Origin of the sequence: Bacillus sp. FF-1 (assembly GCF_028548245.1) — a bacterium.
Taxonomy (GTDB): Bacteria; Bacillota; Bacilli; order Bacillales; family Bacillaceae_G; genus Bacillus_A; species Bacillus_A paranthracis.
On record NZ_JAQQGG010000002.1, the window covers coordinates 733860 to 759866 of the forward strand.

At 34.9% G+C, this 26007-nt stretch carries 28 protein-coding genes, 1 pseudogene and 1 riboswitch; of the genes and pseudogenes, 8 read left to right on the plus strand and 21 right to left on the minus strand.

The annotated features are described in order from the left end of the window. Nucleotides 1–166: 166 nt before the first annotated feature. A riboswitch (Lysine riboswitch) is annotated at nucleotides 167–359 on the plus strand. Between the two features lie 112 nt (nucleotides 360–471). From PQF83_RS09275 to PQF83_RS09285, 3 genes are all read left to right on the plus strand, one after another. Beyond that, complete coding sequence (locus PQF83_RS09275) at nucleotides 472–1938, plus strand: amino acid permease (RefSeq protein WP_001083374.1); 1467 nt, start codon at nucleotides 472–474, stop codon at nucleotides 1936–1938. A 113-nt stretch (nucleotides 1939–2051) separates the two neighbouring features. Then, a complete protein-coding gene (locus PQF83_RS09280; protein WP_001026161.1) occupies nucleotides 2052–2357 on the plus strand; it encodes an iron-sulfur cluster biosynthesis family protein in 306 nt (101 codons plus the stop codon). 32 nt (nucleotides 2358–2389) lie between these two features. Beyond that, nucleotides 2390–3160: a DNA alkylation repair protein gene (locus tag PQF83_RS09285; protein WP_000049974.1), complete on the plus strand. Its 771-nt coding sequence runs from the start codon at nucleotides 2390–2392 to the stop codon at nucleotides 3158–3160. A 169-nt stretch (nucleotides 3161–3329) separates the two neighbouring features. Here the strand turns inward: PQF83_RS09285 and PQF83_RS09290 are convergent, their stop codons facing one another. After that, nucleotides 3330–4097, minus strand: coding sequence for a MerR family transcriptional regulator (locus PQF83_RS09290; RefSeq protein WP_001090706.1), 768 nt, complete (start codon nucleotides 4095–4097; stop codon nucleotides 3330–3332). 340 nt (nucleotides 4098–4437) lie between these two features. Between PQF83_RS09290 and PQF83_RS09295 the strand changes: the two genes are divergently transcribed. Beyond that, a complete protein-coding gene (locus PQF83_RS09295) occupies nucleotides 4438–5199 on the plus strand; it encodes a class I SAM-dependent methyltransferase (RefSeq protein ID WP_000828026.1) in 762 nt (253 codons plus the stop codon). Nucleotides 5200–5283: 84 nt separating this feature from the next. Here PQF83_RS09295 and PQF83_RS09300 read toward each other — a convergent pair whose 3' ends face one another. The 3 genes from PQF83_RS09300 to PQF83_RS09310 form a co-directional block, all read right to left on the minus strand. Continuing rightward, nucleotides 5284–5469, minus strand: coding sequence for an antitoxin VbhA family protein (locus tag PQF83_RS09300; protein WP_000143190.1), 186 nt, complete (start codon nucleotides 5467–5469; stop codon nucleotides 5284–5286). Nucleotides 5470–5499: 30 nt separating this feature from the next. Then, the gene (locus PQF83_RS09305; protein ID WP_000487034.1) at nucleotides 5500–6621 is read right to left on the minus strand and encodes a hypothetical protein; all 1122 of its coding nucleotides are present in this window, start codon (nucleotides 6619–6621) and stop codon (nucleotides 5500–5502) included. Nucleotides 6622–6689: 68 nt separating this feature from the next. Beyond that, a complete protein-coding gene (locus PQF83_RS09310) occupies nucleotides 6690–7220 on the minus strand; it encodes an NUDIX hydrolase (RefSeq protein WP_002163608.1) in 531 nt (176 codons plus the stop codon). A 195-nt stretch (nucleotides 7221–7415) separates the two neighbouring features. Between PQF83_RS09310 and PQF83_RS09315 the strand changes: the two genes are divergently transcribed. Then, nucleotides 7416–8048: a CmcI family methyltransferase gene (locus PQF83_RS09315; protein ID WP_071713438.1), complete on the plus strand. Its 633-nt coding sequence runs from the start codon at nucleotides 7416–7418 to the stop codon at nucleotides 8046–8048. Between the two features lie 33 nt (nucleotides 8049–8081). Here the strand turns inward: PQF83_RS09315 and lepB (PQF83_RS09320) are convergent, their stop codons facing one another. Both lepB (PQF83_RS09320) and PQF83_RS09325 read right to left on the minus strand, forming a co-directional pair. Next, entirely contained in the window at nucleotides 8082–8603 is a 522-nt protein-coding gene (lepB, locus tag PQF83_RS09320) for a signal peptidase I (RefSeq protein WP_000806877.1), read from the minus strand. Between the two features lie 81 nt (nucleotides 8604–8684). After that, nucleotides 8685–10837: pseudogene (locus tag PQF83_RS09325) on the minus strand (peptidoglycan D,D-transpeptidase FtsI family protein). 289 nt (nucleotides 10838–11126) lie between these two features. Here PQF83_RS09325 and PQF83_RS09330 point away from each other — a divergent pair. Continuing rightward, nucleotides 11127–11708 (plus strand): hypothetical protein, encoded by a 582-nt coding sequence (locus tag PQF83_RS09330; protein WP_000132272.1) that lies wholly within the window; start codon nucleotides 11127–11129, stop codon nucleotides 11706–11708. Between the two features lie 55 nt (nucleotides 11709–11763). Here PQF83_RS09330 and PQF83_RS09335 read toward each other — a convergent pair whose 3' ends face one another. The 12 genes from PQF83_RS09335 to PQF83_RS09390 form a co-directional block, all read right to left on the minus strand. After that, entirely contained in the window at nucleotides 11764–12492 is a 729-nt protein-coding gene (locus PQF83_RS09335) for an NAD-dependent protein deacylase (RefSeq protein WP_001183815.1), read from the minus strand. A 76-nt stretch (nucleotides 12493–12568) separates the two neighbouring features. Then, the gene (pcp, locus tag PQF83_RS09340; protein WP_000859733.1) at nucleotides 12569–13216 is read right to left on the minus strand and encodes a pyroglutamyl-peptidase I; all 648 of its coding nucleotides are present in this window, start codon (nucleotides 13214–13216) and stop codon (nucleotides 12569–12571) included. 16 nt (nucleotides 13217–13232) lie between these two features. Beyond that, nucleotides 13233–14195 (minus strand): DUF979 domain-containing protein, encoded by a 963-nt coding sequence (locus PQF83_RS09345; RefSeq protein ID WP_001021658.1) that lies wholly within the window; start codon nucleotides 14193–14195, stop codon nucleotides 13233–13235. A gap of 1 nt (nucleotide 14196) precedes the next feature. Then, the gene (locus PQF83_RS09350; protein WP_000239800.1) at nucleotides 14197–14892 is read right to left on the minus strand and encodes a DUF969 domain-containing protein; all 696 of its coding nucleotides are present in this window, start codon (nucleotides 14890–14892) and stop codon (nucleotides 14197–14199) included. Nucleotides 14893–14915: 23 nt separating this feature from the next. Further along, nucleotides 14916–15677, minus strand: a complete 762-nt coding sequence (pxpA, locus tag PQF83_RS09355; RefSeq protein ID WP_000207331.1) for a 5-oxoprolinase subunit PxpA — start codon at nucleotides 15675–15677, stop codon at nucleotides 14916–14918. An 18-nt stretch (nucleotides 15678–15695) separates the two neighbouring features. Next, nucleotides 15696–16685, minus strand: a complete 990-nt coding sequence (locus PQF83_RS09360) for a biotin-dependent carboxyltransferase family protein (RefSeq protein ID WP_000382219.1) — start codon at nucleotides 16683–16685, stop codon at nucleotides 15696–15698. Then, nucleotides 16676–17389 carry a 5-oxoprolinase subunit PxpB gene (gene pxpB / locus PQF83_RS09365; RefSeq protein WP_000672250.1) on the minus strand — a complete coding sequence of 238 codons (714 nt, stop codon included), beginning with the start codon at nucleotides 17387–17389 and terminating at the stop codon, nucleotides 16676–16678. The genes PQF83_RS09360 and pxpB overlap by 10 nt, the downstream gene beginning before the upstream one ends. Nucleotides 17390–17403: 14 nt before the next feature. Beyond that, on the minus strand, nucleotides 17404–18156 hold the full coding sequence (locus PQF83_RS09370; RefSeq protein WP_000154498.1) for an IclR family transcriptional regulator: 753 nt from the start codon (nucleotides 18154–18156) through the stop codon (nucleotides 17404–17406). A 257-nt stretch (nucleotides 18157–18413) separates the two neighbouring features. Then, nucleotides 18414–18965 carry a signal peptidase I gene (lepB, locus tag PQF83_RS09375; protein ID WP_000662493.1) on the minus strand — a complete coding sequence of 184 codons (552 nt, stop codon included), beginning with the start codon at nucleotides 18963–18965 and terminating at the stop codon, nucleotides 18414–18416. A 23-nt stretch (nucleotides 18966–18988) separates the two neighbouring features. Continuing rightward, a complete protein-coding gene (locus tag PQF83_RS09380) occupies nucleotides 18989–19666 on the minus strand; it encodes a copper homeostasis protein CutC (protein WP_000895083.1) in 678 nt (225 codons plus the stop codon). A 195-nt stretch (nucleotides 19667–19861) separates the two neighbouring features. Further along, nucleotides 19862–20992: a stage II sporulation protein P gene (spoIIP, locus tag PQF83_RS09385; RefSeq protein WP_001045277.1), complete on the minus strand. Its 1131-nt coding sequence runs from the start codon at nucleotides 20990–20992 to the stop codon at nucleotides 19862–19864. A gap of 203 nt (nucleotides 20993–21195) precedes the next feature. Then, complete coding sequence (locus tag PQF83_RS09390) at nucleotides 21196–21900, minus strand: ArsR/SmtB family transcription factor (RefSeq protein WP_001103828.1); 705 nt, start codon at nucleotides 21898–21900, stop codon at nucleotides 21196–21198. Between the two features lie 69 nt (nucleotides 21901–21969). Here PQF83_RS09390 and PQF83_RS09395 point away from each other — a divergent pair, with 69 nt between their 5' ends. After that, nucleotides 21970–22440 (plus strand): DinB family protein, encoded by a 471-nt coding sequence (locus tag PQF83_RS09395; protein WP_000991268.1) that lies wholly within the window; start codon nucleotides 21970–21972, stop codon nucleotides 22438–22440. Between the two features lie 141 nt (nucleotides 22441–22581). After that, nucleotides 22582–22941, plus strand: a complete 360-nt coding sequence (locus PQF83_RS09400; protein WP_000716631.1) for a nuclear transport factor 2 family protein — start codon at nucleotides 22582–22584, stop codon at nucleotides 22939–22941. Nucleotides 22942–23078: 137 nt separating this feature from the next. Here PQF83_RS09400 and PQF83_RS09405 read toward each other — a convergent pair whose 3' ends face one another. From PQF83_RS09405 to PQF83_RS09415, 3 genes are all read right to left on the minus strand, one after another. After that, nucleotides 23079–24227 carry an acyl-CoA dehydrogenase family protein gene (locus PQF83_RS09405; RefSeq protein ID WP_001218398.1) on the minus strand — a complete coding sequence of 383 codons (1149 nt, stop codon included), beginning with the start codon at nucleotides 24225–24227 and terminating at the stop codon, nucleotides 23079–23081. A 152-nt stretch (nucleotides 24228–24379) separates the two neighbouring features. Beyond that, complete coding sequence (locus PQF83_RS09410) at nucleotides 24380–25012, minus strand: YdcF family protein (protein ID WP_000662214.1); 633 nt, start codon at nucleotides 25010–25012, stop codon at nucleotides 24380–24382. 330 nt (nucleotides 25013–25342) lie between these two features. Then, nucleotides 25343–25930: a GNAT family N-acetyltransferase gene (locus PQF83_RS09415; protein ID WP_000402574.1), complete on the minus strand. Its 588-nt coding sequence runs from the start codon at nucleotides 25928–25930 to the stop codon at nucleotides 25343–25345. Between the last annotated feature and the right edge of the window lie 77 nt (nucleotides 25931–26007).

Sequence of the window (26007 nt, forward strand, 5' to 3'; positions counted from 1 at the left end):
TTATTGTTACATAATAGTAGGTTCGGGTGGAGTTTTGCAAGCGTTTCCTATACAATAACCGATATTTTTTGATTTTTTCCTACAAAATATCTTGCAATATATTCAGAAACTCATTACAATTGCCATATATTAAAAATCTTAGCAATATATCAAATCCTCATCAATCCGATGAGGTAGAGGTTGCGACTTTTAAGAGTAAAACGGACGAGACACAGAGAAAGTCACCGACTCCGTTTGAAAGGAAAAGTTGCCGAAGTTTATATTTCTTCTCTGGAAATATGAGCTGGGGCTGTCTCCGAAAGGAACAGAACTGTCACGTTTACAAAATTACCGTGTAAACGTGGGGTGCTATCTTAACGGAAGGGTATGATGGGGTGGTTATTTGTGAAACGTTCCGCCAAATTCCTTTGGCGGTTTTTTGTATTTTTCTCCCCCGCTCCTTCCTATCTTACAAGAAAAGGAGTGTTGAACATGAATAGCGCAACGAATCAAGCTACCTCTAAAACAGAAGCTACAAAAGGAAAAGGTGAATTAAGACGCGGTCTAAAATCAAGGCACCTTACGATGATTTCTCTCGGCGGTACAATTGGTACCGGACTATTTCTTGCCAGCGGTGGTGTCATCCATTCAGCTGGACCTGGCGGTGCATTAATTGCATACGCCGCAATTGGAATTATGGTTTACTTTTTAATGACAAGCTTAGCTGAACTCGCAGCTTACATGCCTGTTACTGGATCTTTTAGCACGTACGCAACAAAATTTGTTGATCCATCACTTGGCTTTGCACTTGGATGGAACTATTGGTATAACTGGGCCATTACGATTGCTGCTGAACTAGCTGCAGTAACATTAATTATGAAATTTTGGTTTCCTGATACTCCTTCCCTCATTTGGAGCGGATTATGTTTAGCTATTATTTTCCTTTTAAACTACTTATCTGTTAAAGGATTTGGTGAATCTGAATATTGGTTTGCACTTATTAAAGTAGCTACGATTATTATCTTTTTAATTGTCGGGTTCATGATGATTTTCGGAATTATGGGCGGCGAAACGGTTGGATTTAAAAACTTCACTGTTGCAGATGCACCATTTAATGGCGGCATCATGGCAATTATCGGTGTATTTATGGCAGCTGGTTTCTCATTCCAAGGTACTGAATTATTAGGTGTAGCTGCTGGTGAAACATCTGATCCAGAGCGTAATATTCCGAAAGCAATTCGCTCGATCTTTTGGCGTATCCTTTTATTCTATATCCTTGCCATTCTCGTTATCGGTTTATTAATTCCTTATACAACTGAAAGTCTTGCCGCAAGTGATGTAACAGTAAGTCCATTTACACTTATTTTTGAAAAAGCGGGCGTTGCCTTCGCTGCTTCTGTTATGAACGCTGTTATTTTAACGGCAGTACTATCTGCTGGTAACTCTGGTATGTATGCATCAACTCGTATGCTTTGGGATTTAGCTCGCCAAGGGAAAGCACCGAAGTTTCTTGGTAAATTAGATAGCCGCGGCGTACCTGTTAACGCATTAATCGTAACATCGATTGTCGGTAGTATCGCTTTCATTGCTTCTTTATTCGGTGACGGTGTTGTATACATTTGGTTATTAAATGCATCAGGAATGTCTGGCTTTATCGCATGGGTTGGAATCGCAATTAGTCATTACCGTTTCCGTAAAGCATATATCGCACAAGGAAAAGATTTAAATGACTTACCTTATAGAGCAAAATGGTTCCCATTCGGACCAATCTTCGCATTTGCACTTTGCGTCATCGTAATTTTAGGTCAAAACTACGGCGCATTTATGGGTGAATCAATCGATTGGAACGGCGTACTCGTTTCTTACATCGGTTTACCACTCTTCTTAGTACTTTGGTTAGGATACAAATTTACGAAAAAAACAAAAGTCATTCCACTTGATAAATGTGAACTGAAATAAAGGGAGACGAGCAAACAAATTTGTTTGCTCGTTTTTTATTGCAAACCTCTTTGCTTCCCTATTTCTTCTGTTTTTGCAATAATAAAGGAAATATAAATAAAGGTTGGGATACAATGAACATTCGCATTACTGATGAAGCAATAGCAGCTATACATAGATTAGAACGTGAAGATAAAAAAATCATTCGCATTAGAGGGACAATGACAAACTCTTGTAGTATTTTCGTTGATGTCGATTTAATTTGGGATACATATGTTGCAGATGATGTTGTATATGAAGATGCAGACCTTATCGTACAAATGGATTCATTTACGAAAGACTACACTGGTGATACGGTGAAGCTTGATTATAAAACGACAGGTTTTAGTATTACGACTCCGAGTGAGACTTTAGTTTATGGATTGTCGATTAAAAAATAAAAATGCTTTTAACTGACCACCGAGGTGAAAAAATGAGTAAATATGTTCCATTAAAATTTTTATTTAACGAAGAATTGGCAGAAAAAATGGCTGATTCTATTTGTAAACACGATCCTACTTTCTCTAAAAGAAACTTTGTGTCTTCCGTAACATGTAAAGTTGAAAATTTAGAGTTAAAGCAGCGTATTGAAGTAATGGCAGATGAATTACACAATGCTTTACAAAAAGATTTTAATGAAGCAATACATATATTACTGAAAACATTAGGACCAGAAAATACAACAGAAGTAGGCACATTTACAAACGGATATATGTACATGCCTATTGCAAAATACGTTGAAAAATATGGGCTTAACGATTTTGAAACCTCATTCAACGCCATGTATGAAATAACGAAAAGGAATACTGCTGAATATGCCATTCGGCCTTTTCTTCAAACATACCATGAAGACACACTAAACATATTACAAAAGTGGATTCATGATGAAAACAGTCACATTAGAAGATTAGTTTCTGAAGGTACGAGACCTAGACTTCCTTGGGCTAAAAAAATAGGAGCTCTGAAAGGTGACTTTCAGTACAATTTACAGCTTCTTGAGCCTTTAATGAATGACCCTTCTAAATATGTTCAAAAATCTGTAGCCAATCATATTAACGATATTACGAAAGAAGATAAAGAATTCGTTTTTCAATGGTTGCAGCAATTACGTGATAAACAGCATCCAGTTAATCCTTGGATTATAAAACATGGGTTACGAACGGTGATTAAAAATGGTACTTTACCAAAAGATTTTTGTTTTTGAGTATTTTAAACAAAAACGCGTATGCTTCAAAAATAAAGCATACGCATTTCTTTCTTTTAAATACAGCAATAACAAACGTATTTTTCCAACATTCCACTTCTTCAATGAAAGGTCTATAGCATTATTTCGATAAAGCTAAACCACCTACCATTGCTCATAAAATCTATCCCTATTCCATTTCTACTTGCTTCATATAATATTCCATCGCTTCATTAAGCCATTTTTGTTCATCTTCTGCGAAAGGCGAAGGTATCATATTTTCAAGTTCTTGCATATCCAGTTCTTCCACACTAGTATTAGCTAACTTTTGTATCAGATCCTCATTAAGAAATGAAAAAGACTCTTCAATATATTCCTTAATCATCTCTTGTACTTTCGAATCCTCGACTGGTTTACCATATAATTGCTTAACCTTTTTAGACAAGTGAATAAACGTTTTATCCAAAGCAATTTTATCTTCTTCTGATTTCTTTGATATTTCTTCCACGATATCCGTTAACTTATGGCGTTCCGTCCATTCTTTGTGTGTATGTTCAGTATTCATACCGTAAATAAGACTAAATAATACAGTACTATCTACCTCTTCTTCCTCTTCGACTAACTTCATTACTCTTTTAATTACTTGCATTGATTGCTCAATTTGTTCTTGTTCTCTTTCTAACACTTGCAAATGGAGAGACAAGCTTTCATTCAGATCAACGCTAAAGCTTGATTCATGTAACAAATTAGCGACTTTATCTAGACTATAGCCTAGAAATTTTAAACTTATAATTTTTTGTAAGGTTATAATATCTTGATATTTATAAATGCGGTGCCCTGAAGAAGGATTCTTTTCTGGTTGTAACAATCCAATTTCATCATAGTAATGCAAAGTAGGAATTGGTATGCCCGTTTTTTTCGAGAATTCTCCAATAGAAAACTTTTTATCCGTATTCATGTAAATCCCCCTATTAAAAATATAAATTCATTATAAAACCTAAAGTAACTAGAGGTTCAAGAGGATAATTCAAGAAAATTCAAAAACGTTAAAATTCATGTAATCAATACGTATTGCACTATTTCATTTAATGGCCCAATTATTGAAGAGCATAACCTTCCCTCACAAATTCAAAGGACTTTCACTTACTTATCCCGAATATATAAATAACCATTCTCACAAGGAGCGAATTTATATGAATCTATTCGAGCACGAAACGTAAAACCACTTCTCTTTCATAAGAGGTCCTCCTTTTTCTTTTTTCATCATATCATTCATTGAAAAATAGGAGGACATAATTATGAAACGTAATCTATTATTTTTAACTTTATTAGAAAGTGCCAATACAAATTTTAGTGGCTGGGATTTTTCTTTTATTTCAGAAACGGGCCGAATGAAGAGCGAGCCTTTATCATGGTCGTACGGTAGCACTGCTTATCAGCTTATGCAACGTGCTAAAGCAATGCTCGATATGGGTACTGGCGGCGGAGAGTTTTTATCTATGTTACAATCGTTCCCACCAACTATTTATGCGACTGAGGGTTATGCACCAAACTTGCCAATTGCTCGGAAGAAATTAGAACCTTTAGGGGTTACAGTTGTGGCAGTAATTGATGATACTGCTTTACCATTTCAAGATGAACAATTTGATTTCATTATGAATCAACATGAATCCTATTCTGCTTCTGAGGTAAATAGAATACTTTCTCCTAATGGAATATTTCTTACACAACAAGTTGGTGGTCTCGATTGTGCGGAACTAAATGAGCAGTTTAACGCACCGCTAAATAACGAATTTGCAAGTTGGTCTCTTGAAACAGCATGTAGTGAGTTAAAGGAAAATGGATTTACTATTTTAGAAGCAAAAGAAGAGTTTCCTTTCCAACGCTTTTACGACATTGGTGCTATTGTCTATTATTTAAAAGCAATTCCGTGGCAAATCCCTAATTTTACTGTCGAAAGGTATTATGAGGAATTATATCGTATACATAAAGTCATCTTACAAAAAGGATATTTTGATGTGACGCAACATCGTTTTCTGATTAAGGCGATTCGCAGTTAATCATGGAGCATATGAAAAAGAGATGGATCTACCATCTCTTTTTCCCCGTTTATTTTTAAAAATTTTGTGGTGGTTTCTAGATTGTTAAGTACGTCCACGTCTTGCAATCACATCAGCTAATGTAATAAGTTGCTCGTGCGTTATCTTTCCGGATACCTTTTCTTTTATAATTTTTTCCATTTCCTTTGTAACAGTCATGCCTTCTATTTCTAGACTCGCTTTGGCCGCCTCGAAAGCTTTATTTAGTTCTTCCTCGTTTTTGAATGTCATAATTTGAGTCACTCCCTTCAAATCATTTTTTTACTCTTTTAATACAAGAAAGGTAATATCATCCCATTTCCTCTCTAATTGTAAAGTAGTCTTTTCAATACTTCCTCCTGTTAACAAATCATATCCTTCAATCTCAGCTACCAATTGTTTCGTTTTACTCTTTGGATTCATATCTTTGTATAAGATGTATAACTTATTACCATGTACTTGTATATCCGAAATCCCTTTGTCCTCTCTAGCGATTTTTGTATCACTCTGCAGTGAATATGTACGTATGATATTCAAATTCTCATCTAACTCTATTATTTTTTCATCATGATTTAAAACGTACACCTTATTATCATACACCTGCACTAAAACAGGTATGAATTGCTTGTCATTTAATACCGTTTCTTTTTCTACTACTTTAGTTTTCGGGTTTATCATCATTAATTTCGAAGGCAGCTTTTGATTTACATTATCACTTAATGCGAGTATTAGTTTATCTTTATACTTTTGAAAAATTATTTTTTGAGCAGTTGGTGCAAAATACACATTTTCATTAGGAATTTCAAATTCGTTTGTTTTTTTATTTGTGACCAAATCTATTTCTGAAATATATACTTTGTCTAGCGTTTGTGAAAATGCGTATATATGATTCTCAATAATATGCGCACCTTGAATCGTTCCCTTTAGTTCTACACTCTCTTGCCTTTTGTCACTATCTTTCCAATATACAAGTTCACTTGTATATCCCTTCTTTTCGTCTACCAGCCCAATGTTCACATCATAAAATTTATAACCTTGCTCTGCATGTATAAAATATGCCCCTGCGTTTACATCTTGTAATTGTTTCGGTCTACTGATTTCTTGCATCTTACCAGTCTTATCAATTGCATAATGATTGTTATTTCTATTTGATGAAAAGTAGTATCCCTTTTCATCTTTTGCATTGCTCATCATACTTTGACCATCTACTTCCATTTTACTAATCGTATTTCCTTTCTTATCATATGCATATATGTAACCACCATCTTTCATTGCATTTGAATAGGATACTAGATAGTCCGCTTGTTGAATGTTTTTAAGTTCTTTATCACTTTTAGAACAAGCTACCAAGAGGAACATCGTACATATAACGATTATGGCCAATGAATTGTATTTCTGAAACATATCTTTCCCCCTTATATATAATGAGAGCAATCAACATACAAATGCTAATTGCTCTTTGAAAGATTTTATTAACTTGAGTATGAAAGATTTTTTTTTACATATCGTTTGTTCGCATTATCATCTGTCAAATATGAAGTTGTGTAAGTAATAATATTCCCGTTATCGTACGTGAATATATGCTCTAACTTATTTTCTTCTGTTAATACTATTGGTAAATATTTTGGTAAATTGCTAACTACACCTCTATTATCCTTATTTAATATCCAATCAATTTCTTTCCATTCTAATAATCCTTCCGTCGTACTTAATGGCGTGTCCATATGTACTCCATCTGGCAGGTCAGCAAGGAATACATACATTCCTTCACGCCCCTGAGACTCGTCCTTACTTTTAAAAACGACATTCCCTTTATACGTTACACTTGGAAGATCTATGCCTGTTTCTTCAAGCGTTTCTCTAATTATTCCTTCATATGGCGTTTCATTATCTTCAACTTTTCCACCAACACCATTCCACATTCCCATATTTGGCTTTTTATTTCTATTCAATAAGAGTATTTTATTTCCTTTTCTAATGAAACAAATTGTGTACTTATACATACGTTTCTTTCCTTTCTTTTTCCCCTCATCTAAAAATTTAAACAGCATTTTGATTAGACTTGCTGCATAAAAAAATTCTTATTATACAAACAACTGTTTTTTTAATGAGGTATTTTGCTCATTTTTATTCAAAAACATTCTCCTTACAATCATATCTCACATAATATATTGTACAACTTTCGTTTCCAGAAAGGAGTGTTCAAAATCGATAACATAAGCAGCGAATTTTTAAAACAATTTTACGATAGTCGAGTCTGGTTATATGATACACATTGGCTTGGAGTCCCCATTCTCAAACTTCCTTCTGATCTTTTTTTGTATCAAGAAATGATTTACGAATTAAAACCCGATTTAATTATTGAATGTGGCACTTGTTATGGTGGTAGCGCACTGTATTTAGCTTCCATTTTAGATTTAATTGGAAAAGGTCATGTTCTTACTATTGATATATTTCCACAACCAAATCGTCCATCCCATGATCGTATTACGTATTTAACAGCTTCTTCTGTTTCAGTAACCGCTGTGCAAACAATATTAAGTATGCGCAAACCTAATGATGTAATTTTAGTTATTTTAGATTCTGATCATAGTAAAGAGCATGTAGCAAAAGAATTGTTGCTTTATAAATCTATCGTTACTAAAGGCAGTTATATTATAGTAGAAGATACATCTATTAATGGAAATCCTGTTTCTCCTGATTGGGGACCTGGCCCAATGGAAGCTGTTGAAGAGTTTTTAGCTACAAACAACAATTTCATAATCGATGAATCTAAGCATAAGTTTTTCATATCGTTTAACCCAAAAGGTTTTTTAAAGAAGATAAAGTGAAACGTTAATAAGTGGGGATAGAGAAACCCCCACTTATTCTATGATCTTCATTTTTGAAAAAGGATAATATACAAATTCCACTTTGCCTATTATATTATCTTCTTCAATATATCCTAAACCGTTTCGACTATCTCTACTAAGTTCACGATTATCTCCCATTACAAATAATTTATTTGGTGGGATTTTTGTCTTTTGAAAGTTATAAAACACTTGCGTATTATTGAATAAATCTTTATTTGTATACGGTTCTTCTTGTTTTTTATCATTCACATATACAGATCCATTCGTTATGTTAATTACGTCACCAGGAAGCCCTATTACTCGTTTTACATAATATTTTGACTCATCCTCTTCCTTTATAATGACAATTTCTCCATGCTCTAAATCGGAAAAATGTACTGCTGCTTTATTTACAAATACGTAGTCTTCTTCATATAAAGTCGGTTGCATTGATTTCCCTTCCACTTTACATAAAGTAAAAGAATGATAGGCTATTACCAAAACAAACACGAAGAGTATGTATTTCCCCCAACCTCTTTTAATCTCCTGTTTCATATCCATTCCCACCTTATTCAAACGCTTTTTAAATCAAAAATATATCACTGCACCATATGTCTCAATGCAGTGATATTATTTTTACTGGGCCTTGTTCAGCTGCTCTACTGGGACTGGATTTCACCTGCTCTTTTCGCTTTCAATTCAAAATACGCATCCAAAATCTCTTTACCAATCGCGGAATTAATTCCTGATTTGTCATCATTTACCCATGGTACAACAACTGAAAAAGCTACTTCCGGATCAGCATCATACGGCGCATAACCGGCAAGAGTTAAATTATAACATTTTTTTCGATTATTGTTTTCATCTCTTCCAATTTCACTTTCTCCACCATACACAGTTTCAGCTGTCCCTGTTTTTCCAGCTGGTTTATATGGTAATCCTTTAAACGTTGCAGTACCTGTTCCGTCATTCTCTTGAAAAACTCTTCTAAATCCTTCTTTTACATGATTAATGTATGAAGTGTTCATATCCACTCGATTTAAAATAACTGGTTCAATAGATCGAATAACTTTTCCAACATCCTCTGGTCTATGTGGTTGTTCTCTCACTTCTTGCACAATTTGCGGTTTCATTCTGTAACCACCGTTTGCAATGGTTGAAATATATTGAGCAAGTTGAAGCGGCGTATATGTATCGTACTGTCCAATCGCATAATCAAGTAAAAAACCAGGTACGTTATCCGTTCTACCCATTTGACCAATCGATTCATTCGGCAAGTCAATACCAGTCGGTACACCTAAACCAAATTGTCTAAAATAGTAGCGCATTTTATTAAATGTCTCTTGTTTAATATCTAATGGATTGTTTGGCACATAATTTATACCTGCCATCTTTAATGCTGTATTAAACATATATACGTTTGATGAAACTTGTAAAGCTCTTAAATCATCAATATCACCAAAGTCTTTCCACGATTTCTTCGGCTTAGAGCTTCCTTTAAAATACATAGGTGCATCAAAGAAATGTGTATACGGCTTAATTGTGTCAGTTTGATAGCCGGCTAATAATGTAGCCCCTTTCACAGTTGACCCTAACTCATAAGAACTTGTCATCGTCCCTAAAGCATAGTCCTCTATTTGCATCCCGCCATCTTTATTTACAATTTTCTTTCCTGCCATCGATAAAATTTGACCGTTTTTCGGATTCATCATTACAACGAATGCACGATCCATCATCGGCTCTGCAGAATGAAATGCTCGTAAATTCTTTTCAAGACTTTCCTCTACTTTTTTCTGTAACTCCATATCTACTGTTAACATTAAATTATTTCCACTTTTTCCTTCGGTCACTTTTTCTGTCCGGATTATATTTCCTGCTTTATCTGTAATGCTTCTAGATTGCTCTTTCGTTCCATGTAATGCGTCTTCATATTGCTTTTCGATGTAACTCTTACCAATGCGGTCATTTCGGTTATAATCACGCACTAAATAATAATCTAATTGTTCCCTTGGCAATCCTTCATTTTCAGTAGAAACGCTACCAAGAATAGAACGAAGTATTTTATCATTTGGGTATTCACGTTCCCAGTCTACTGTCGTATCTACTCCGGGCAAGCTTGCCAATCTTTCACTTACGACTGCATATTCATTTTGACTTACATCTTTTTTAACGATTTGCGGCGTCATTTTATATCCCGTATTCATTTTGCTTTTAATAGCTAGTACTTCTAGGTCTTCTTTTGAAAGTTCGCTTAATTCTTCTTGTGTAATTCTTTCCCTACGTAACTCTTCCACTTTTTTATCTAATTCTTTTCCTTCTATCTCCTGCTTCCTAAATTTACTCTCATCTTCTTTCGTTACTTTTTCTGCTGCCCGCTTTTCATTTAACTGCATCCAAAAATCCTTTTTATCTGTTTCTGTTAACTTGTCTATATCCTCTGGCGACATTTCAATTAACTGGGCTAACTGTCTTGCTACTTGTAAAACTTCTTTCGAATCTACTCCTTTCATTTTCGTATATGTAACGGTTCGTAGTGGTTTGTTATTTACAATCACCTGACCTTGTCGATCAAACATTTTCCCTCTAGGAACAGGTGTACTTACCGTTACATCTTCCTTTTTGTTCACTTCATTTCTATACGTTTCTCCATCAATGATTTGTACTTTACCTAATTGAATTATAATAGCTGAAAATAAAAGAAAGACGATAAAAAATAGTACATTTAACCGAAAAGGAATATGAGTCTTTTTCTTTTTCGATTGTTTCTTCTGCTCCTTTTTCTGTCTCATTTCGCTCCCTCGCTTCATTCTATTAACATTTCTACATGGAACCATTATGTATCAAATTTATTTATATGATATATATAGAATTTTATATTAATTATAAAAGAAATAAAAGATTTAATTTTCAGTTTTTTGATTTTATATCCTATTTATTACCATTCCCTTAATGCACAATAACATGAATATTATTCTAAAAGAAAAATGGTACAAATTTATTTTTATACCATTAGTTTACATTTATTTGTATACTAAAGAAATAAATTCATAAAAGACATTACTTAAGGAGAGAACGAAAATGACAGATTCATTTACAATACATACTAATGCGCCCCATTGTTTAAACTTTATGATTTATATTCAAAATATTTATCTCAACCAAAAAGAGAAAAAGGAAAATTTAAAATTTCCTTACATAGCAAGACAATTCAATTTTTCTACTAACTTTGAAGCAAATTTCAAAGAATTATGGCATTCACTTCGCAAACAAATGGCTAATGACAAGTATGATTCGCAAATTTTTTATGATGAAAATCATATCTTTTATGAGAATCTTTTTGATAATCATTTATGTAATAAAGAATTATTCAAAGAATTAATATGTAGTTTTAAAGTATGGTGGACTAGCATAGCAGGTCAGCTTTCATTAGAATGGTCTGTAAGTGATTTTAGTAGACAACTTTACGAAGACTTAGTTTTATATATAAAACAACACCAAATAAAACCTTTACAACAGCTACATATTAGCTTACTTTATGACGATTGTGTATTCGTTAAAAATAATACTACTTCTTACTCTGCTATTTTACCTACGAAACACTTTTTTATTAATTATAGAGATGTTGTTACTACATTATCGACATGTTTTCACGCTGCTTAGTATAACGATTACTCAAATAAAAAACTGAGGCGGATACCTCAGTTTTTTCGATAACTTATTTCCTTGAAGACAATCCGTCAACAAATTCACCAATCTTATTTTGAAAAACATAATCAAAGTTATATTCCTGTCCTGTTAACTCTTCATTTACTAAAATCGTTGTTGCTCCTACTTCCCTCTTTGCAATTTGCGGGAATGAAGCGACAGGCTGTACTTTGAGTGACGTCCCCATTACGAGAAGTACATCTGTTTCATATAAACGTTTTATCGCGTTTTGATATTGTGGCAATGTATCTCCGTATAACACAACGTCTGGATTTAAAATGAAATTACACTTCTGACAGCGCGGCACCTCATGATCAATCATATACTGCAAATCATATCCCGTTTTACACTTCGGACAATGTGCTGTTTGCAGTGTGCCGTGTAAATCAATAACATGTTTACTACCACCTAATTGATGTAAACCATCAATATTTTGCGTTAAAATCGTAATATCTTTCCCTTGTTCTTCTAGTTCTGCTAAAAAGCGATGTCCACGATTTGGCTTATATTGATGAAACGTATTAATTTGAAATATTTCTTTATAATGCTTCCAAAATTCTTTCGGACTTCGGTTATAGTACCCTCTTGATAAGTACATCTCCACATTCGCATCAGCATACAATCCATTTGCTGAACGAAAATCTGGGATACCACTTTCCGTACTTGCACCAGCGCCTGTTAATACTGTCATTTTCTTCGCTTTTTCTAAAATTGAACGTACTTCTTCAAATTGTTGCACAACAATCACCTCTATGTATTTTCCTATACTATATTATACCAGCTGTTTACAGGAGGTGTCGTACAATTCATTCTACTTAATGCGTCGTGCCACCAACCTCTACAATATCCACCTCAACGGTCGTCGTTACCTCAACTGCCAACTCTATCCCTTTACGAATAGTAGAAAGTGACATACTCGGTTGCCCTGGATAATTACTCGCTTGCTCTGGTAAAAACGGAATATGAATAAATCCGCCTTTCATTTTTGTATCATGTTTTTCTAGTTCATGCATGAGACCATAGAATAAATGATTACAAACGAACGTACCTGCTGTTTGTGAAACGGAAGCCGGTATACCTTCTTCTTGAAGTTTTTTTACAATTGCTTTCATCGGAAGTGTAGACCAATAAGCAGCTGGTCCTTCTTCTACGACTGGTACATCTACCGGCTGGTTTCCTTCATTGTCAGCAATTCTTGCATCATCAATATTAATTGCGACACGCTCTATCGTAATATCTGGTCTACCTCCAGCTTGTCCAATGCATATAATGAATTCCGGTGCTAGTTCTTCTATATACTCTTTTAATACACTGATTGATTTATGAAATACAGTGGGTACTTGTTTACTAATAATCTTGTATTCTCCGATTGTTTTTTCATGCAAACTTTTTGCGACTTCCCAAGCTGGATTGATACTTTCTCCACCGAACGGATCAAATCCTGTTAATAATACTGTTTTCATAGTTTTCTCCTCCTAATTAGAAACGATATACTAGGCCGTACATGATAAACATATTTATGATGAAGATTGAAAGAGCAATTGGTACTTGCGCTTTAATAACTGCATTTTTATCTTTCAGTTCTAAAAGCATTGCCGGAACGATATTAAAGTTTGCTGCCATTGGCGTAAGCAGCGTTCCGCAATATCCAGCAAACATACCAAGAGCGGCCATAATTGCTGGATTCCCGCCGTGCATTTGTACAATTAAAGGTAAACCAATTCCGCCAGTAATAACAGCAAACGCTGCGAAAGCATTTCCCATTACAACTGTGAAAAGCATCATTCCTAAACAGTACGCCATAACAGCAACGAACGGATACTCTGTCGGTAACACTTGTCCGACTAAATCAGAAACGACTTGTCCAACGCCAGATTTCGCGAAAATACCACCAAGTGCCGCTAACATTTGTGGTAAAATAACAGCCCAGCCGACAGCTTGTAATAGTCTGCTTCCTTCTTGTACAGGCGTTGTTATTTTCGATTTTGTAATACGCATCGCCGCAACGAATGCAAGTAATGCTCCTAATGCTAATGCTACTAGCGTTACTTTATCCGGATCAACAAGAGAAACATTTCCCCATTTGATTTTTCCTAACGTTAACGTACCGATAATTGTAAAAATAGGAATTAATAGTGCAGGCATAAAGATTTTATTTTTTAATTTCTCCGCATGTTTTACACGTTCTTGTACTGGAACTTCTTTCTCCTCTGATTTTGTTACTTTATTTAGTGAAGCTAACACAACCATAGCGAGTACAATACAGCCAACGTAAAACGAAGGGATTACATTTCCAAATAAAAATGTAACTGCAAACAACGCCCAAAATAAACTAGAACCAAATCGGTTTGGATGCTCACGATCAAAGGCAATACGTACAGCGATAAAGGCAACGATTATACCTAATACATAGTAGATTGTATCCATTGTGATGATGTTCATTTTATATTGCCTCCTTCTCTTCTTTTTCTTTTGATTCCATCGTTTTTGCTATATATTTATCAAACCTTTTAAATCTGATCCAGCTTACAATAAGTGCAGATATTGCAGTTGGGATACCCCAAAGCGCCATATCCCATACTCCGACATGCATACCTACTGAATCGAAGAATCCTTTCATTAATAGAATCGCACCAGTTGCGATAAAAATATCTTCTCCGAAAAACCAAGCTGTATTTTCCGCAGCCGCTGCATTTGCTTTAATCTTTTCTCTTAATTTTTCAGGGAGCTTACCGTATTTACCTTGCGCAGCCCCTTCTGCCATCGGTGCAACGAGTGGTCTTACTGTTTGTGCATGACCACCAATATTAAGCCCTAGTGCTGCTGATGATTCTCTTATCGTAAAATATGACATTAATACTCTTCCAGTTGTTGCACCTTTTGATTTCGTTATAAGTGCTTCTGCTCTTTCTTTCAAACCGTAACGCTCTAAAATTCCGATTACCGGTAAAGTTAGTATGATAGGCATAGACATATATCTATTTTCTATGAAAAATTTACCGAACATGCTGATTACATCATAAAAGCTTAATCCTGAAACCATACCAGTAACAATACCTGCAACCATAACGACTAAAAGTGTATTTAATCTAAATAAAAAGCCCACTGCAACTAGTAATATCCCGATTAATTTCACCAATTCCAACACTTCCCCTCATTTTTTTATTTCGGTGTACAAATAGAAATACCATTATGTTCAAATGTTCTGTATATTCTTTTCGCAAATTGTACTGCTTTTTCTCCATCACCATGTAAACAGATCGTCTGTACCTGAACTGCTACTTTCTGCCCGTTCACCGAATTTACATAGCCTTCTTTCACCATTTGAAGCACTTGCTTTATCGCTTCGTCTTCATTTTTTATAAGCGCATTTTCTTCCGTACGACTCGTTAATGTTCCATCTTGCTTATACGTACGATCTGCGAAAGCTTCTTGTACGAGAATTATATTGTATTTTTCCGCAGCCTGTATAAACGCCTCGCTATTTGCTAATCCGTAAAGTAATAGACTTGGATTTATATGATATATTGCCTTTGCAATTGCATCTGCAATTTCCGGATTAGTTGCCGCCATATTATATAGAGCACCGTGTGGTTTCACATGATGCATCTTCCCGCCAGCTGCTTTTACAAAACCATCTAATGCACCAATTTGATATAGAACATAATCGTATACTTCACTTGCTGGAACGTTCATGTTCCTTCTACCAAATCCAATTAAATCTGGAAATCCGGGATGTGCCCCTATCGCAACGTTATGTTGCATTGCCTTTTCGACTGTTTGCCGCATAACGGACGGATCACCCGCATGAAAACCGCAAGCAACGTTTATAGAGGAAACGAACGGAAGAATTTCATCATCATTCCCCATTTTATAAGCGCCAAAACTTTCTCCTAAATCACAATTCAAATCAATTGTAGTCATGATATTTCCCTCCTGCACTCAGCTTCGTAAAGCGATGAACTTTTTTAATAGATTCATATTTACTTCTTTTTCTATGTACAATTGTTCCGCTTCTTCAAGCGTAATTTTCTCAAAAGAAACATAGTCCCCCGGCTTTAGCTGGGCAATAAGAGGTAAATCTACTGAAATGATATTTCCCATTCTCGGATATCCACCTGTCGTTTGCCTATCTGCCATTAATATAATCGGCTGTCCACCATTTGGAACTTGAATGGTTCCAAATGTAACAGAACTCGATAAAATCTCTTTTTCAACGGCTCTATTTAAAATTTCTCCTTCAACCCTATACCCCATACGGTCAGCGTAATTAGATACTTTATACTCTTTCGTAAAAAATGCCTTTTTGCTTTCTTCTGTAAATTGATTATATTCAAAGTCAACTATGACACGAAGCTTAGGGTGTTTCTTATACTTTGGTAGTACGCTGTTGCTAATTGCCCATTTCGTTTTTATTCTCTCATCTTTTTGTAAGTCTTGAATGAAACGATTCGCCATTTCTGGTTGTACACCAATTTGGAAGTAGTCACCCTTTTTCAACATTCTTCCTTCTATACCACCAATCGCAGCACGTATGTAAGTACTTTTGCTTCCCATCGTACGATCAATATGGATACCACCTGCAAAAGTCACATACGTTCTGCAACCACTTTTCACTTTTCCAAAGCAAAGCATACTACCTTCTTCCGCTAAAATGGGACGCCATAATGGTATACGCTCCCCATTTAGTAACGGTTCCATATCCGCACCGCCAATCGCAAGTAACGTCGTTTTCTTTATTAACAATTTCGGTCCCATAATCGTCATTTCGAGTGCCGCTTCATTCTCTTCATTACCAACTAACATATTGATCATCCGAAGTGCACTTTGATCCATCGCCCCGCCAACTGGCACACCGTATTGTTGATAATGAGATCGTCCTAAATCTTGGACTGTTGTAAACATCCCTGCATGCAAAACCTCTACATCCATTCTTTAGCCCCCTCAAGTGATACGTACTCTTCCTTCGTTATTGGGATAAATCGTAAATACATGCCGCTTTGAATAAAGGTTGGTGTTTCTTCTTCCGGATTAAATAAGGAGATTGGTGTTCGTCCAATAATATTCCATCCACCCGGTGTTTCAAGCGGATAAATACCTGTTTGATTTCCGCCGATTCCTACCGAACCAGGAGAGATTTGTAACCGCGGTATTTCTTTTCTAGGTGTTTCTAGTTCTTTTGATAGTCCTCCTAAATATGGGAACCCTGGTGTAAAGCCTAACATATATACAAAATACGTTGTTTCACTATGTATGCGAATGACATCTTCTACTTGTAAACCGTGATAATGTGCCACCTCTTCTAAATCAGGTCCATATTCTCCCCCGTAACAAACGGGTATAGAAATATGTTTCACATCTCGTTTCAGCTCTTCCTTATACGTATCTAACATTCTAGCTATGTATTGGCATACGCAATCATATGGTCTTATCTTTCTATCATTTCCCTTCCATACTTCATACAAATTGTAGTAAACGGCTAATGAAGTAAACGACGGAACACATTCAACCATCCCTACAAACGGATGTTGCTGCAACGCTTGAAATAGTCGTTGTACTTTTTCGTATACATCCATCCCGATTTCTTCACCAAATGTAACAATAATTGCTTGATCCCCTAACGCAGAAAATTTCATCCTACTCCCTCTTTCTATGCCAAAAAGCCAAGTTCTTTCGAAATGCGATTTGCTGTCTCTTTCACCTTCGCGATAAAATATGAAATGTTACTTTCGCTGTACTCAATTGCTAATCCTGAAATGCTAATGCCTGCTACAACCGTTCCATCATTTGCGAAAATGGGCGCTGCTATAGCTGCTGTATGATTTTCTAACTCAGAATAGCTAATGGTGTGTCCTTCCTTTTTCGCCATTTGTAACACTTCTAGTAATTGTTTCTTATCTACGATTGTTCCATCTGCAAATTGTTTTAAATTCGTTTCCTCTATGTATTTCCGTTTCTTTTCCTCAGAAAAATACGATAGTAAAATTCTCGGACATGCACCGGCATAAAGTGGCGCTCTTCTTCCAACCGCCGTATACACACGTACAGGCTGAACGCCTTCCATCTTTTCCACATAAATCGCATCATTACCATCTTGAATAATTAAATTAACTGCCTGCCCTAAACTATCTCTAAGCTCTTTCATATATGGAATCGCAATATTTCTTACGGATAGTCTTTGTGAAACAAGTTGACCGAACCGTAAAAACACAACTCCTAAACGATATTTCCCCTTCTCATTTTTTTGTAAAAACTCCATTTCTTCTAACGAACCAATTAAACGATAAACAGATGTTTTCGGCATACTCGTAAGCTGAACCATCTCTGTTAAACTGAGCTCTTCATGCTCATAAAACAACTGTAAAATATCCATTGTCTTAACTGTCGTTTTATTTATAGTCATTCTCTCTCCCTCTTGTTCCGAATTTCGGAACTTAAATTCCGTTTTTCGAAACAAACATATAATTTAAAATTATAAAATATTCTTTCAATTCTATCAATATATTTTTCAGCTACTTAACCTTTATGTAAGGTCAATACAAAATAAAATTTAGAAATAATGATGGTTCTCTTTCAAAACCTCAAGTTATAGCAGAACCAAACGTTTAAATAAATAGGCATAAAAAAAGTATGGAAGAATATTTCTCCCATACTTTTTCTTTATAACGCTCTTACTTGTTTCAACGGCCAGAAAACAGCTTGTCCTTTTCCGACAATTTCATCTTCTGAAATAAACCCAAACATACGACCGTCTTTAGAAACTTCACGATTATCCCCTAAAACAAATACTTGGCCTTCTGGCACTTTCGTTTTTCCTGTGATTTGTTCTAACGTAAAGTCTGGAGTTAATACACGGCCTGCTGCTTTTTCTTTAAACTCTTTTAAATATGGTTCTTCCATCGCTTTTCCGTTTACATATAAAACATCATTTTTATACTCAACTGTATCACCTGGTAAACCAATTACTCGTTTTACTAAATCGTATCCTTCTTTTCCATGAAAGACGATAATATCAAAACGTTCTAATCCACTTATACTGTAACCAATCTTGTTCACGAGAACTCGTTCGTTATTTTCTAAAGTGGGCATCATCGATTCGCCTTGTACTAATGACGGTGTAAATAAAACACCGCGAATAATTGCGATTAATACAAGGGTAAATCCTATCGTTTTCGCCCATGAGAATAATTCTTTCTTCGTATTTTCCTTCATCGTTTCTCCTCTTTCTTAATTGTTTATTGTATGATTTGAACTAATTCTTGTACGAAATTAGGATCAATTTCAGCAAAACATGATTTCCCTTCTCTTACCGCTGTACCGACATGAGCTTGCGAAATTCCAGTTTCATTTAGCAATTGCTTTATATTTTCTTTCGTTACACCAGCTCCAACTACAAGCTGAATTTGACCATCGCTTACCTTTTGCATATCTGTAAGCACCGGAATATTATCAACTATATTCCCTTGTCCACCTGAAGTTAAGACGTGAGTCACTTTATGAAACTTCTTTAACGTTCTCATCGCTTCTACTGGATTTTCCGTGTCGTCTATTGCACGGTGATATGTGACATTTATCCCATCTACCACAGATAATAAATTCGCTAGTTTCTCTTCATCCACTTCATTTCTTTCATTTAATACACCTAATACAACACCAGCTACTCCTAAATTCTGAGCAACTACAATATCTTCTTTCATCATTTCAATTTCTTCTTCCGTATATGTAAAAGACTTCGCATGCGGACGAATCATAACGTGAATTGGTATATGTACTGCTTCTACCGCTTTTTTTATAAATGCATAACTCGGCGTTAAACCGCCTTCTGTATAAGATGAAATTAATTCAATTCGCTTCCCGCCAGCTCGTTCAATTCGTTTCACGTCTTCTAAACATGTTGCAATAACCTCTAGCATGAGATAACCTCTTTTCGTGCTTTTTTCTTATTATACAGTAGGTGAAATAAGAAGCATAGCATTCTCCTATAAAACGATAAAAAGAAGAATGAAAAGAAAGATTTTTTAACTACTAACATCTATTGGTAATTTTATTTTCTACAAAAAAGGAGTAACCTCCTAGCACTTCCGACTAGGTGTCACTCCTTTTTTATTTTAGTTATTTTTCTTAGTTACTTCATTATAATAATGGCTAAATGCTTCTACTAATGCGTCTACGGAAGCATACAGTTCTTCTGGAGTATTATCTACCCCTCCCATTTCAATAAGTAATGCATTTGGAGAAAGATCTTGATTATATACTCCATTCCCGCTTTTACGATCTTTAATAAAAATGCCTCGGCTTAAACCGTAATACTTCTCGTCTAAATATGAATTGATTGCTGTTACTATTTTTTTATTTTTTTCATAGTTAGGATTTTCTCGACCTAAAATAAAATAGAGTCGTGCATAATCCTTTCCATTAATCGTTTTCTTCGTAATATTTTTTCGTGCATCGTCCCTATGAAGATCAATGGGAAACATAATATTTTTATCTTGTGCTAATTTTTCTTGTAATATTTGACGAGATCCTTTGTAAGATTGGGCCCAGTTTAAATTTTTATTTCGTAGAAAGTCCCTCATATTTGTCGTATCATGTGAAACGCCTATTCCTTTTTCTTCTAACTTTTGTTTTAAATAATTTCCAACAAACGTAATATTCACTTCATTATTTGTACTAGAGGCATCATCAGGTTTAGTAGCACCTGGAATGAGAGGAATAAACGACTCCCAACTATGTGTATGATAAATAAAAACTTTATTTTCACCGTTATTTTGTGTATTTGAATTGTTTTCTTTCTCACTCTTTGGGTGTTTAACAGCAGTACCTTTATCTTGAATATTCTCTAAAGGAATGCTGGATTCTTCAGGAATGTTCGTATAATCTGTTCCTTCCCCGGCAATTAATATTTCTGAATAAAATTGATTCATATTTGGAAGTTCTCGAGTTAATAAGCTCCGGAGGTCATTTACATTAATATTTGTAGAAAGTGAAAGTAAAAAAGATTCCAAAGACGCTCGTCCTTTTTCTTTATGAAATTCTTCGGCAAAATAACGATTTTCACTGCCTATCATATACATAAGGCCTTTCGTAGAATTCGTTCCTAATAATTGATTAATATAATAAGATTTAAATACGTTTGAATTACTAGAAATGAAGAATGAAGTGAGAATACATATAATTGTGAATAAAAGACATATCATGACATACTTTATATTAAATACTTTCAGTTTCACTTTATTCATTTTATATCTCCCTTCATTTACTATATTCTTACGCATAATTTTCAATGAATATGATTACTAATTTAATAGAATCGTCTCAACTACTATTTTTTCAGCTAATCTCTTTCCGTAAAGCAAGTGAGGTTAATTTGTCGTGCGCAAATATCACTAAAGATTTTTAAAAGAAATGAAATAACCTGAGTCTACATTTGTATAGACTCAGGTTATTTCATTTCTTTATTTTCCATGTCAATGCCTAATTCGTCTTTCAAGAACTTCATACCTTTTCTTGTAAGATGGACAGCCCGATTCTTATCCGTTTTTGTAATCCATTCCTGTTCAAAAAATAGTTTTGCTATTGCAGATCCTAACCAACCAGAAATATGGTAGCGTCGTTCACTCCAATCAAGACAAGGTTTTGCAAATATTCTTCTCTTTATATTTGCCGTTTCAATATTTATTCCAAAATTCAGAAACCATCGCTTACCTTGTTCCGTTACAATGTATTCTCCTTTCTCTAAAATGATAAATTCCTTATCTAATAATTTTTCGGTTATCTCTACACCGAGTCTACCTGCAAGATGATCGTAACAAGTTCGAGCATAACGAATTTGTTTTAGTTGATCTGATTGTTTTAAAGACCGAACTTGAACTGTTGGTGCGATTGTTCCTAACTTTTCAAGAACCTCTGCTACCTCTTGATTAGCAAGTCGATAGTAACGATGTCTACCATGTTGTTCAACTTTAAGTAGATTCCCCTCTACTAATTTAGAAAGATGAGAACTAATTGTTGGATGTGACACCTTTGCCATATAAGCTAATTCGCTAGCAGGTAGTGCCTGATTATTCATTAAACACTCTAAGATAATTGCTCTTGTAGGTTCAGCAATAAGTTTAGCTATATATGAGATATTCGGATATACATTCATATTTCGATGATACCCTAACTATTAAATTGATACAATTATTTTAAATTTAACAGTAAAGGAGAATGTATTATGAATGCAATTGATCTTAGTATATTAAATTTGAAAGAAACGAGAAGGCGCTCAGAAAAATTATGGAATTCTCTTCCCGATAATTTTCTTAATTGGAAGCCTGATCACGAGGCTATGTCCTTTGGTGAAATGATTCGTCACGTATGGACCTCAACTTTTTACTATCATATGATTTTAAAAAACAACGGCTCAATAAACGACATACATATCCCGTATGATGACGAGCCAATTACTTGTGTTAAAAAAGAAATTGAATTAGCACAATCATGTTTTGCCGATTTCATAGAATATGTTCAATCAATAAGCATAGCAGAGCTAGATGCAAGACTTATTGATCGAAGCGATGTTGGCTATCAACGATATTTAGGCGATATGCTATTACGAATTGCCTATCATGATGCGGTCCATGCAGGTCAATTTTTACAATATTTACGCATGGTAGATTTGGAAAGACCTTTAATTTGGGATTAAATATAACAAATGTTTACAAAGCTTCCAAACTGGCATTATAATAATACGCAACCAATTATCTAACTAGTCAAAATTCTTTTCGTTAGTTAAAAAGAGCAGTTTTTAGTTGTTGTACGATAATTAATATATGGGGATGATCACGTGAAAAAGCACTCTGAATTAAAAAAGCATTTATGTGAACTGGAAGAAAAACTATCAGAACCTAAAACTCGTACAAATCCAGCAGAACTGGACAAATTACTTGCAGACGACTTTTTTGAGTTTGGAAGTTCGGGAAACGTTTGGTATAAGAAGGATTCTGTTGGTGGAGACGGACTTAGTGTGAGAGAAATGACTCTTTCTAATTTTGAAATATACCCTTTATCGAAGGATACTGTATTGGCGACATATCTTGTAAGAGATGAAACTAGAATGCAGAATACTTTGCGAAGCTCCATTTGGAAACTGATAGAGGGAAGATGGCAAATGTTTTTCCATCAAGGAACACTTACAAAATCATGATAACCATTTATATTAAAACGCGTGCTTTTTAAACTAGTATATCCAACGAATAAAAAGCACGCGTTCGATTACTAATCAAACACGTGCTTTCAAAACAACTATATTGTACTTAAATAATAAAGTTCAAGCTAAAAAAACTACGACCGAAACGCTGCATCCGCCAACATAGATAGTGTTGCATCATCCATCGGCGGATTGTGTAGTCCTGCTCTAACGTTTAAATAGTAACGATGAAGCGGATTTTTTTCTGATAAACTTTTTGCTCCTACGATGCGCATTGATTTATCCACTATGGATATCGCCGCATTTGTTACGGCGTATTTCACTGCCGCTAATTCTGCTTGCAGTGACAGTTTATCTTCTGCCTCATCGTATTTTTTCGCAATTTGATATAAAAAGACGCGAGCTTGCATAAGCTCGAGTTCTAATTCTCCAACTAATCTTCTAACATTCGGTAATAAACTAATAGAATGGTTTAAACTATTTGGTTTGTATGATCCCGCAAACTGAACTGCATAATTTCTTGCTGATTGTGCAATTCCTAAATAACATGCTGGTATATGTAGCAACCAGCCAATACCCTTTTGTTTCACTTTCCCGCCTTTTACATCCGTAAAAAAGCGGTTGTCTATCTCTACATTTTGTAAGACAAGGTCGTGGCTAGCAGTCCCTCGCATTGCAACGCTATCCCACGTTTCTTCAATGGATACACCGAGTGTATTTCTTGGAATGACAAACTCACCAACTTCTTCTTGGCCTTCCATACTTGCTGAAATAATAAAATAATCAAGTACTGGCGCCATCGTTGTAAAAGTTTTCCTTCCATTTATAACCCACTTCTCGCCTTGTTGAACCGCTATTGTTTCTGGTTTACCGCCACGCGTCGGGCTCCCTGTTTTCGGTTCTGTTGCTGCCCTGTTAAAGAGCGCTCCATTACGCACTTCTTCGCAAAACCATTTGAACATCTCATCATTCCAAGAGCGATTTTCCGCTAGTTCTTTCACAATGCCAAGATGCCAGCCAATCGATAATGCAGTAGCCCCGCAGCCTTCCGCAATTTTCTCTTGAAATAGAACGAAGTCATATAAAGAAATCGCACTACCACCAAATTCCTTCGGTAACGTTAATTTCGTATATCCGATATGTTTCAAATCATTTATATTTTCATACGGAAATGATCCTAATTCACTTAGTTGATGCTCCCTTTCCATGAACTTCGGAATCAATTTATTTATTTGTTCAATAATGAAAGATTGTTTTTCTGTTTCAACAAATGAGAGTGCCATACTATAATCTCCTTTATGTTCGATTCATAAACCGTTCATTTTGTCATTATGATTATATGAAGCTACCTCTCTATTGTTTCACTATTCCGATAAAAATACAATGTTTTTGACTAATAAGAAAAGTTCCTATTTAAAGATAGGTTCTTTTCTTATTAGTCTCCCTTCAATGCCTTTAATGGCAACGAGGTTACATATCCAATATACGAGAATAATTCTTTAAAGAAGAATGGTATTTCTGTATCTAACGTTTTATATGCTGATGTCGGCGTTGGTGAAGCATACGCTTCAATATTAATATGTTTTGCGATTCTCATTGCGCGTTTCATATGAAGTGGATCACTTACAATCGTGTATGTGCGTATGCCGTTCTCTACTCCAACTTCCTTCGCATTCTTTAAGTTTTCTTCAGTGAAAAGGGATTTTGTTTCAATTAAAATATCTTCGTCTTTTACACCTTGTTTCATTGCATATACTCTTGCAGTACGAGCTTCCTCAAGTTCGGCCTCGAACTTTGTACCACCTGTAAAAATAATCTTTTTAATATTTCCGTTCTTATATAAAGAAATCGCATGATTAATTCTTTCTTTAAATACAGGAGATGGTTTTCCGTTCCATGAAGCTGCTCCTAGTACAATACCAGCATCCGTTTTTACGTCATCATTTGCTTTAAAACGATAACTCCAAATATCGTAAGCTGCATAACTTACATATAAAATAGCAGAACAAATCATTAGTAAAAATACTTGAAAGATTCGCCTTTTCTTACTCTTCTTATTTTCTTTCATTTGTAATTGCCTCCGTACATCATCCATACTTCTATAAAAAAACATTTATATCAAATCGTTTTGTTTGAGTTTATTTAAAAGAAGGAACTTTACTTGTTATTTATGTATAAAAGGGTTTTCATTTAAAATTGAGGATTATCAATTCATTTTCATTTGCGGTTTTCATTACATGTTTTAAATTCATAAGTTTATTACCATACAACTACATTGTAACGAATTTTTTCTCAGAAGGGAACGATGAAACAAAAGGAATTAAAATAAAGTAGCATTTTGTAAGAAAAAAGGTATATTTTTCATGCCTTACGAACAATATACCTTTCAAAACACGAATTATAGCTTTTCTTTATACAACTCTAATTTTTCTAACAATTGTTCTTTCACGTCTGGCCATTCACTTGAGATAATACTGTACACAACTGCATCTCTCACATAACCATTCGGTAATTTTCTTTCATTTCTAAGCACACCCTCTTTTACTGCGCCTAACCTTTCAATTGCTCGTTGTGCTTTTTCATTTCTTGCATCCGTCTTAATTTGTACCCTGAGCATATGGAGTTTTTCAAAAGCATACTGGAGAAGCATATACTTACACTCTGTATTTATACTCGTACGCTGGACACTTGGATGATACCACGTTTGTCCTAACTCGACTGTTTTATCTTCTACCGAAATATTATATAGACGTGTACTTCCTACAATCTTATTCGTCTGTTGATCCACTACAACGAAAGGTATTTGCGTACCTTTTCCATAACCTTGTATCGCTTTTTGAACATATTGCTGCATATCTTGCACACTATCCATTTTAGAGATTAAATACGCCCAAATTTCCCGATTTCCTTCTACAATCGAAAACAAAGTTTCGACATCATTACCGTCCATTAACCGTAGCTTTGCTCTTTCGTGAATGATTTCCATTTGTAAGCCCCCTTTTTCTTACTATATCACAGAAATAAACATTTAATTATATAGATATTAAAACATTAACACTAACT

Excerpts from the sequence above, each read along its gene's own strand:
- PQF83_RS09395 (WP_000991268.1), top strand. The coding sequence starts at position 21,970 with ATGAATGCAATTGATCTTAGTATATTAAATTTGAAAGAAACGAGAAGG.
- PQF83_RS09380 (WP_000895083.1), bottom strand. The coding sequence starts at position 19,666 with ATGCTAGAGGTTATTGCAACATGTTTAGAAGACGTGAAACGAATTGAA.
- PQF83_RS09330 (WP_000132272.1), top strand. The coding sequence starts at position 11,127 with ATGACAGATTCATTTACAATACATACTAATGCGCCCCATTGTTTAAAC.
- PQF83_RS09285 (WP_000049974.1), top strand. The coding sequence starts at position 2,390 with ATGAGTAAATATGTTCCATTAAAATTTTTATTTAACGAAGAATTGGCA.
- PQF83_RS09300 (WP_000143190.1), bottom strand. The coding sequence starts at position 5,469 with ATGACATTCAAAAACGAGGAAGAACTAAATAAAGCTTTCGAGGCGGCC.
- lepB (WP_000662493.1), bottom strand. The coding sequence starts at position 18,965 with ATGAAGGAAAATACGAAGAAAGAATTATTCTCATGGGCGAAAACGATA.
- PQF83_RS09275 (WP_001083374.1), top strand. The coding sequence starts at position 472 with ATGAATAGCGCAACGAATCAAGCTACCTCTAAAACAGAAGCTACAAAA.
- PQF83_RS09345 (WP_001021658.1), bottom strand. The coding sequence starts at position 14,195 with ATGAACATCATCACAATGGATACAATCTACTATGTATTAGGTATAATC.
- PQF83_RS09280 (WP_001026161.1), top strand. The coding sequence starts at position 2,052 with ATGAACATTCGCATTACTGATGAAGCAATAGCAGCTATACATAGATTA.
- pxpA (WP_000207331.1), bottom strand. The coding sequence starts at position 15,677 with ATGACTACAATTGATTTGAATTGTGATTTAGGAGAAAGTTTTGGCGCT.
- spoIIP (WP_001045277.1), bottom strand. The coding sequence starts at position 20,992 with ATGAATAAAGTGAAACTGAAAGTATTTAATATAAAGTATGTCATGATA.
- PQF83_RS09305 (WP_000487034.1), bottom strand. The coding sequence starts at position 6,621 with ATGTTTCAGAAATACAATTCATTGGCCATAATCGTTATATGTACGATG.
- PQF83_RS09390 (WP_001103828.1), bottom strand. The coding sequence starts at position 21,900 with ATGAATGTATATCCGAATATCTCATATATAGCTAAACTTATTGCTGAA.
- PQF83_RS09370 (WP_000154498.1), bottom strand. The coding sequence starts at position 18,156 with ATGACTATAAATAAAACGACAGTTAAGACAATGGATATTTTACAGTTG.
- pcp (WP_000859733.1), bottom strand. The coding sequence starts at position 13,216 with ATGAAAACAGTATTATTAACAGGATTTGATCCGTTCGGTGGAGAAAGT.
- PQF83_RS09405 (WP_001218398.1), bottom strand. The coding sequence starts at position 24,227 with ATGGCACTCTCATTTGTTGAAACAGAAAAACAATCTTTCATTATTGAA.
- PQF83_RS09415 (WP_000402574.1), bottom strand. The coding sequence starts at position 25,930 with ATGGAAATCATTCACGAAAGAGCAAAGCTACGGTTAATGGACGGTAAT.
- PQF83_RS09310 (WP_002163608.1), bottom strand. The coding sequence starts at position 7,220 with ATGTATAAGTACACAATTTGTTTCATTAGAAAAGGAAATAAAATACTC.
- PQF83_RS09290 (WP_001090706.1), bottom strand. The coding sequence starts at position 4,097 with ATGAATACGGATAAAAAGTTTTCTATTGGAGAATTCTCGAAAAAAACG.
- PQF83_RS09360 (WP_000382219.1), bottom strand. The coding sequence starts at position 16,685 with ATGGATGTAGAGGTTTTGCATGCAGGGATGTTTACAACAGTCCAAGAT.
- PQF83_RS09295 (WP_000828026.1), top strand. The coding sequence starts at position 4,438 with ATGAAACGTAATCTATTATTTTTAACTTTATTAGAAAGTGCCAATACA.
- PQF83_RS09410 (WP_000662214.1), bottom strand. The coding sequence starts at position 25,012 with ATGAAAGAAAATAAGAAGAGTAAGAAAAGGCGAATCTTTCAAGTATTT.
- lepB (WP_000806877.1), bottom strand. The coding sequence starts at position 8,603 with ATGAAACAGGAGATTAAAAGAGGTTGGGGGAAATACATACTCTTCGTG.
- pxpB (WP_000672250.1), bottom strand. The coding sequence starts at position 17,389 with ATGAAATTTTCTGCGTTAGGGGATCAAGCAATTATTGTTACATTTGGT.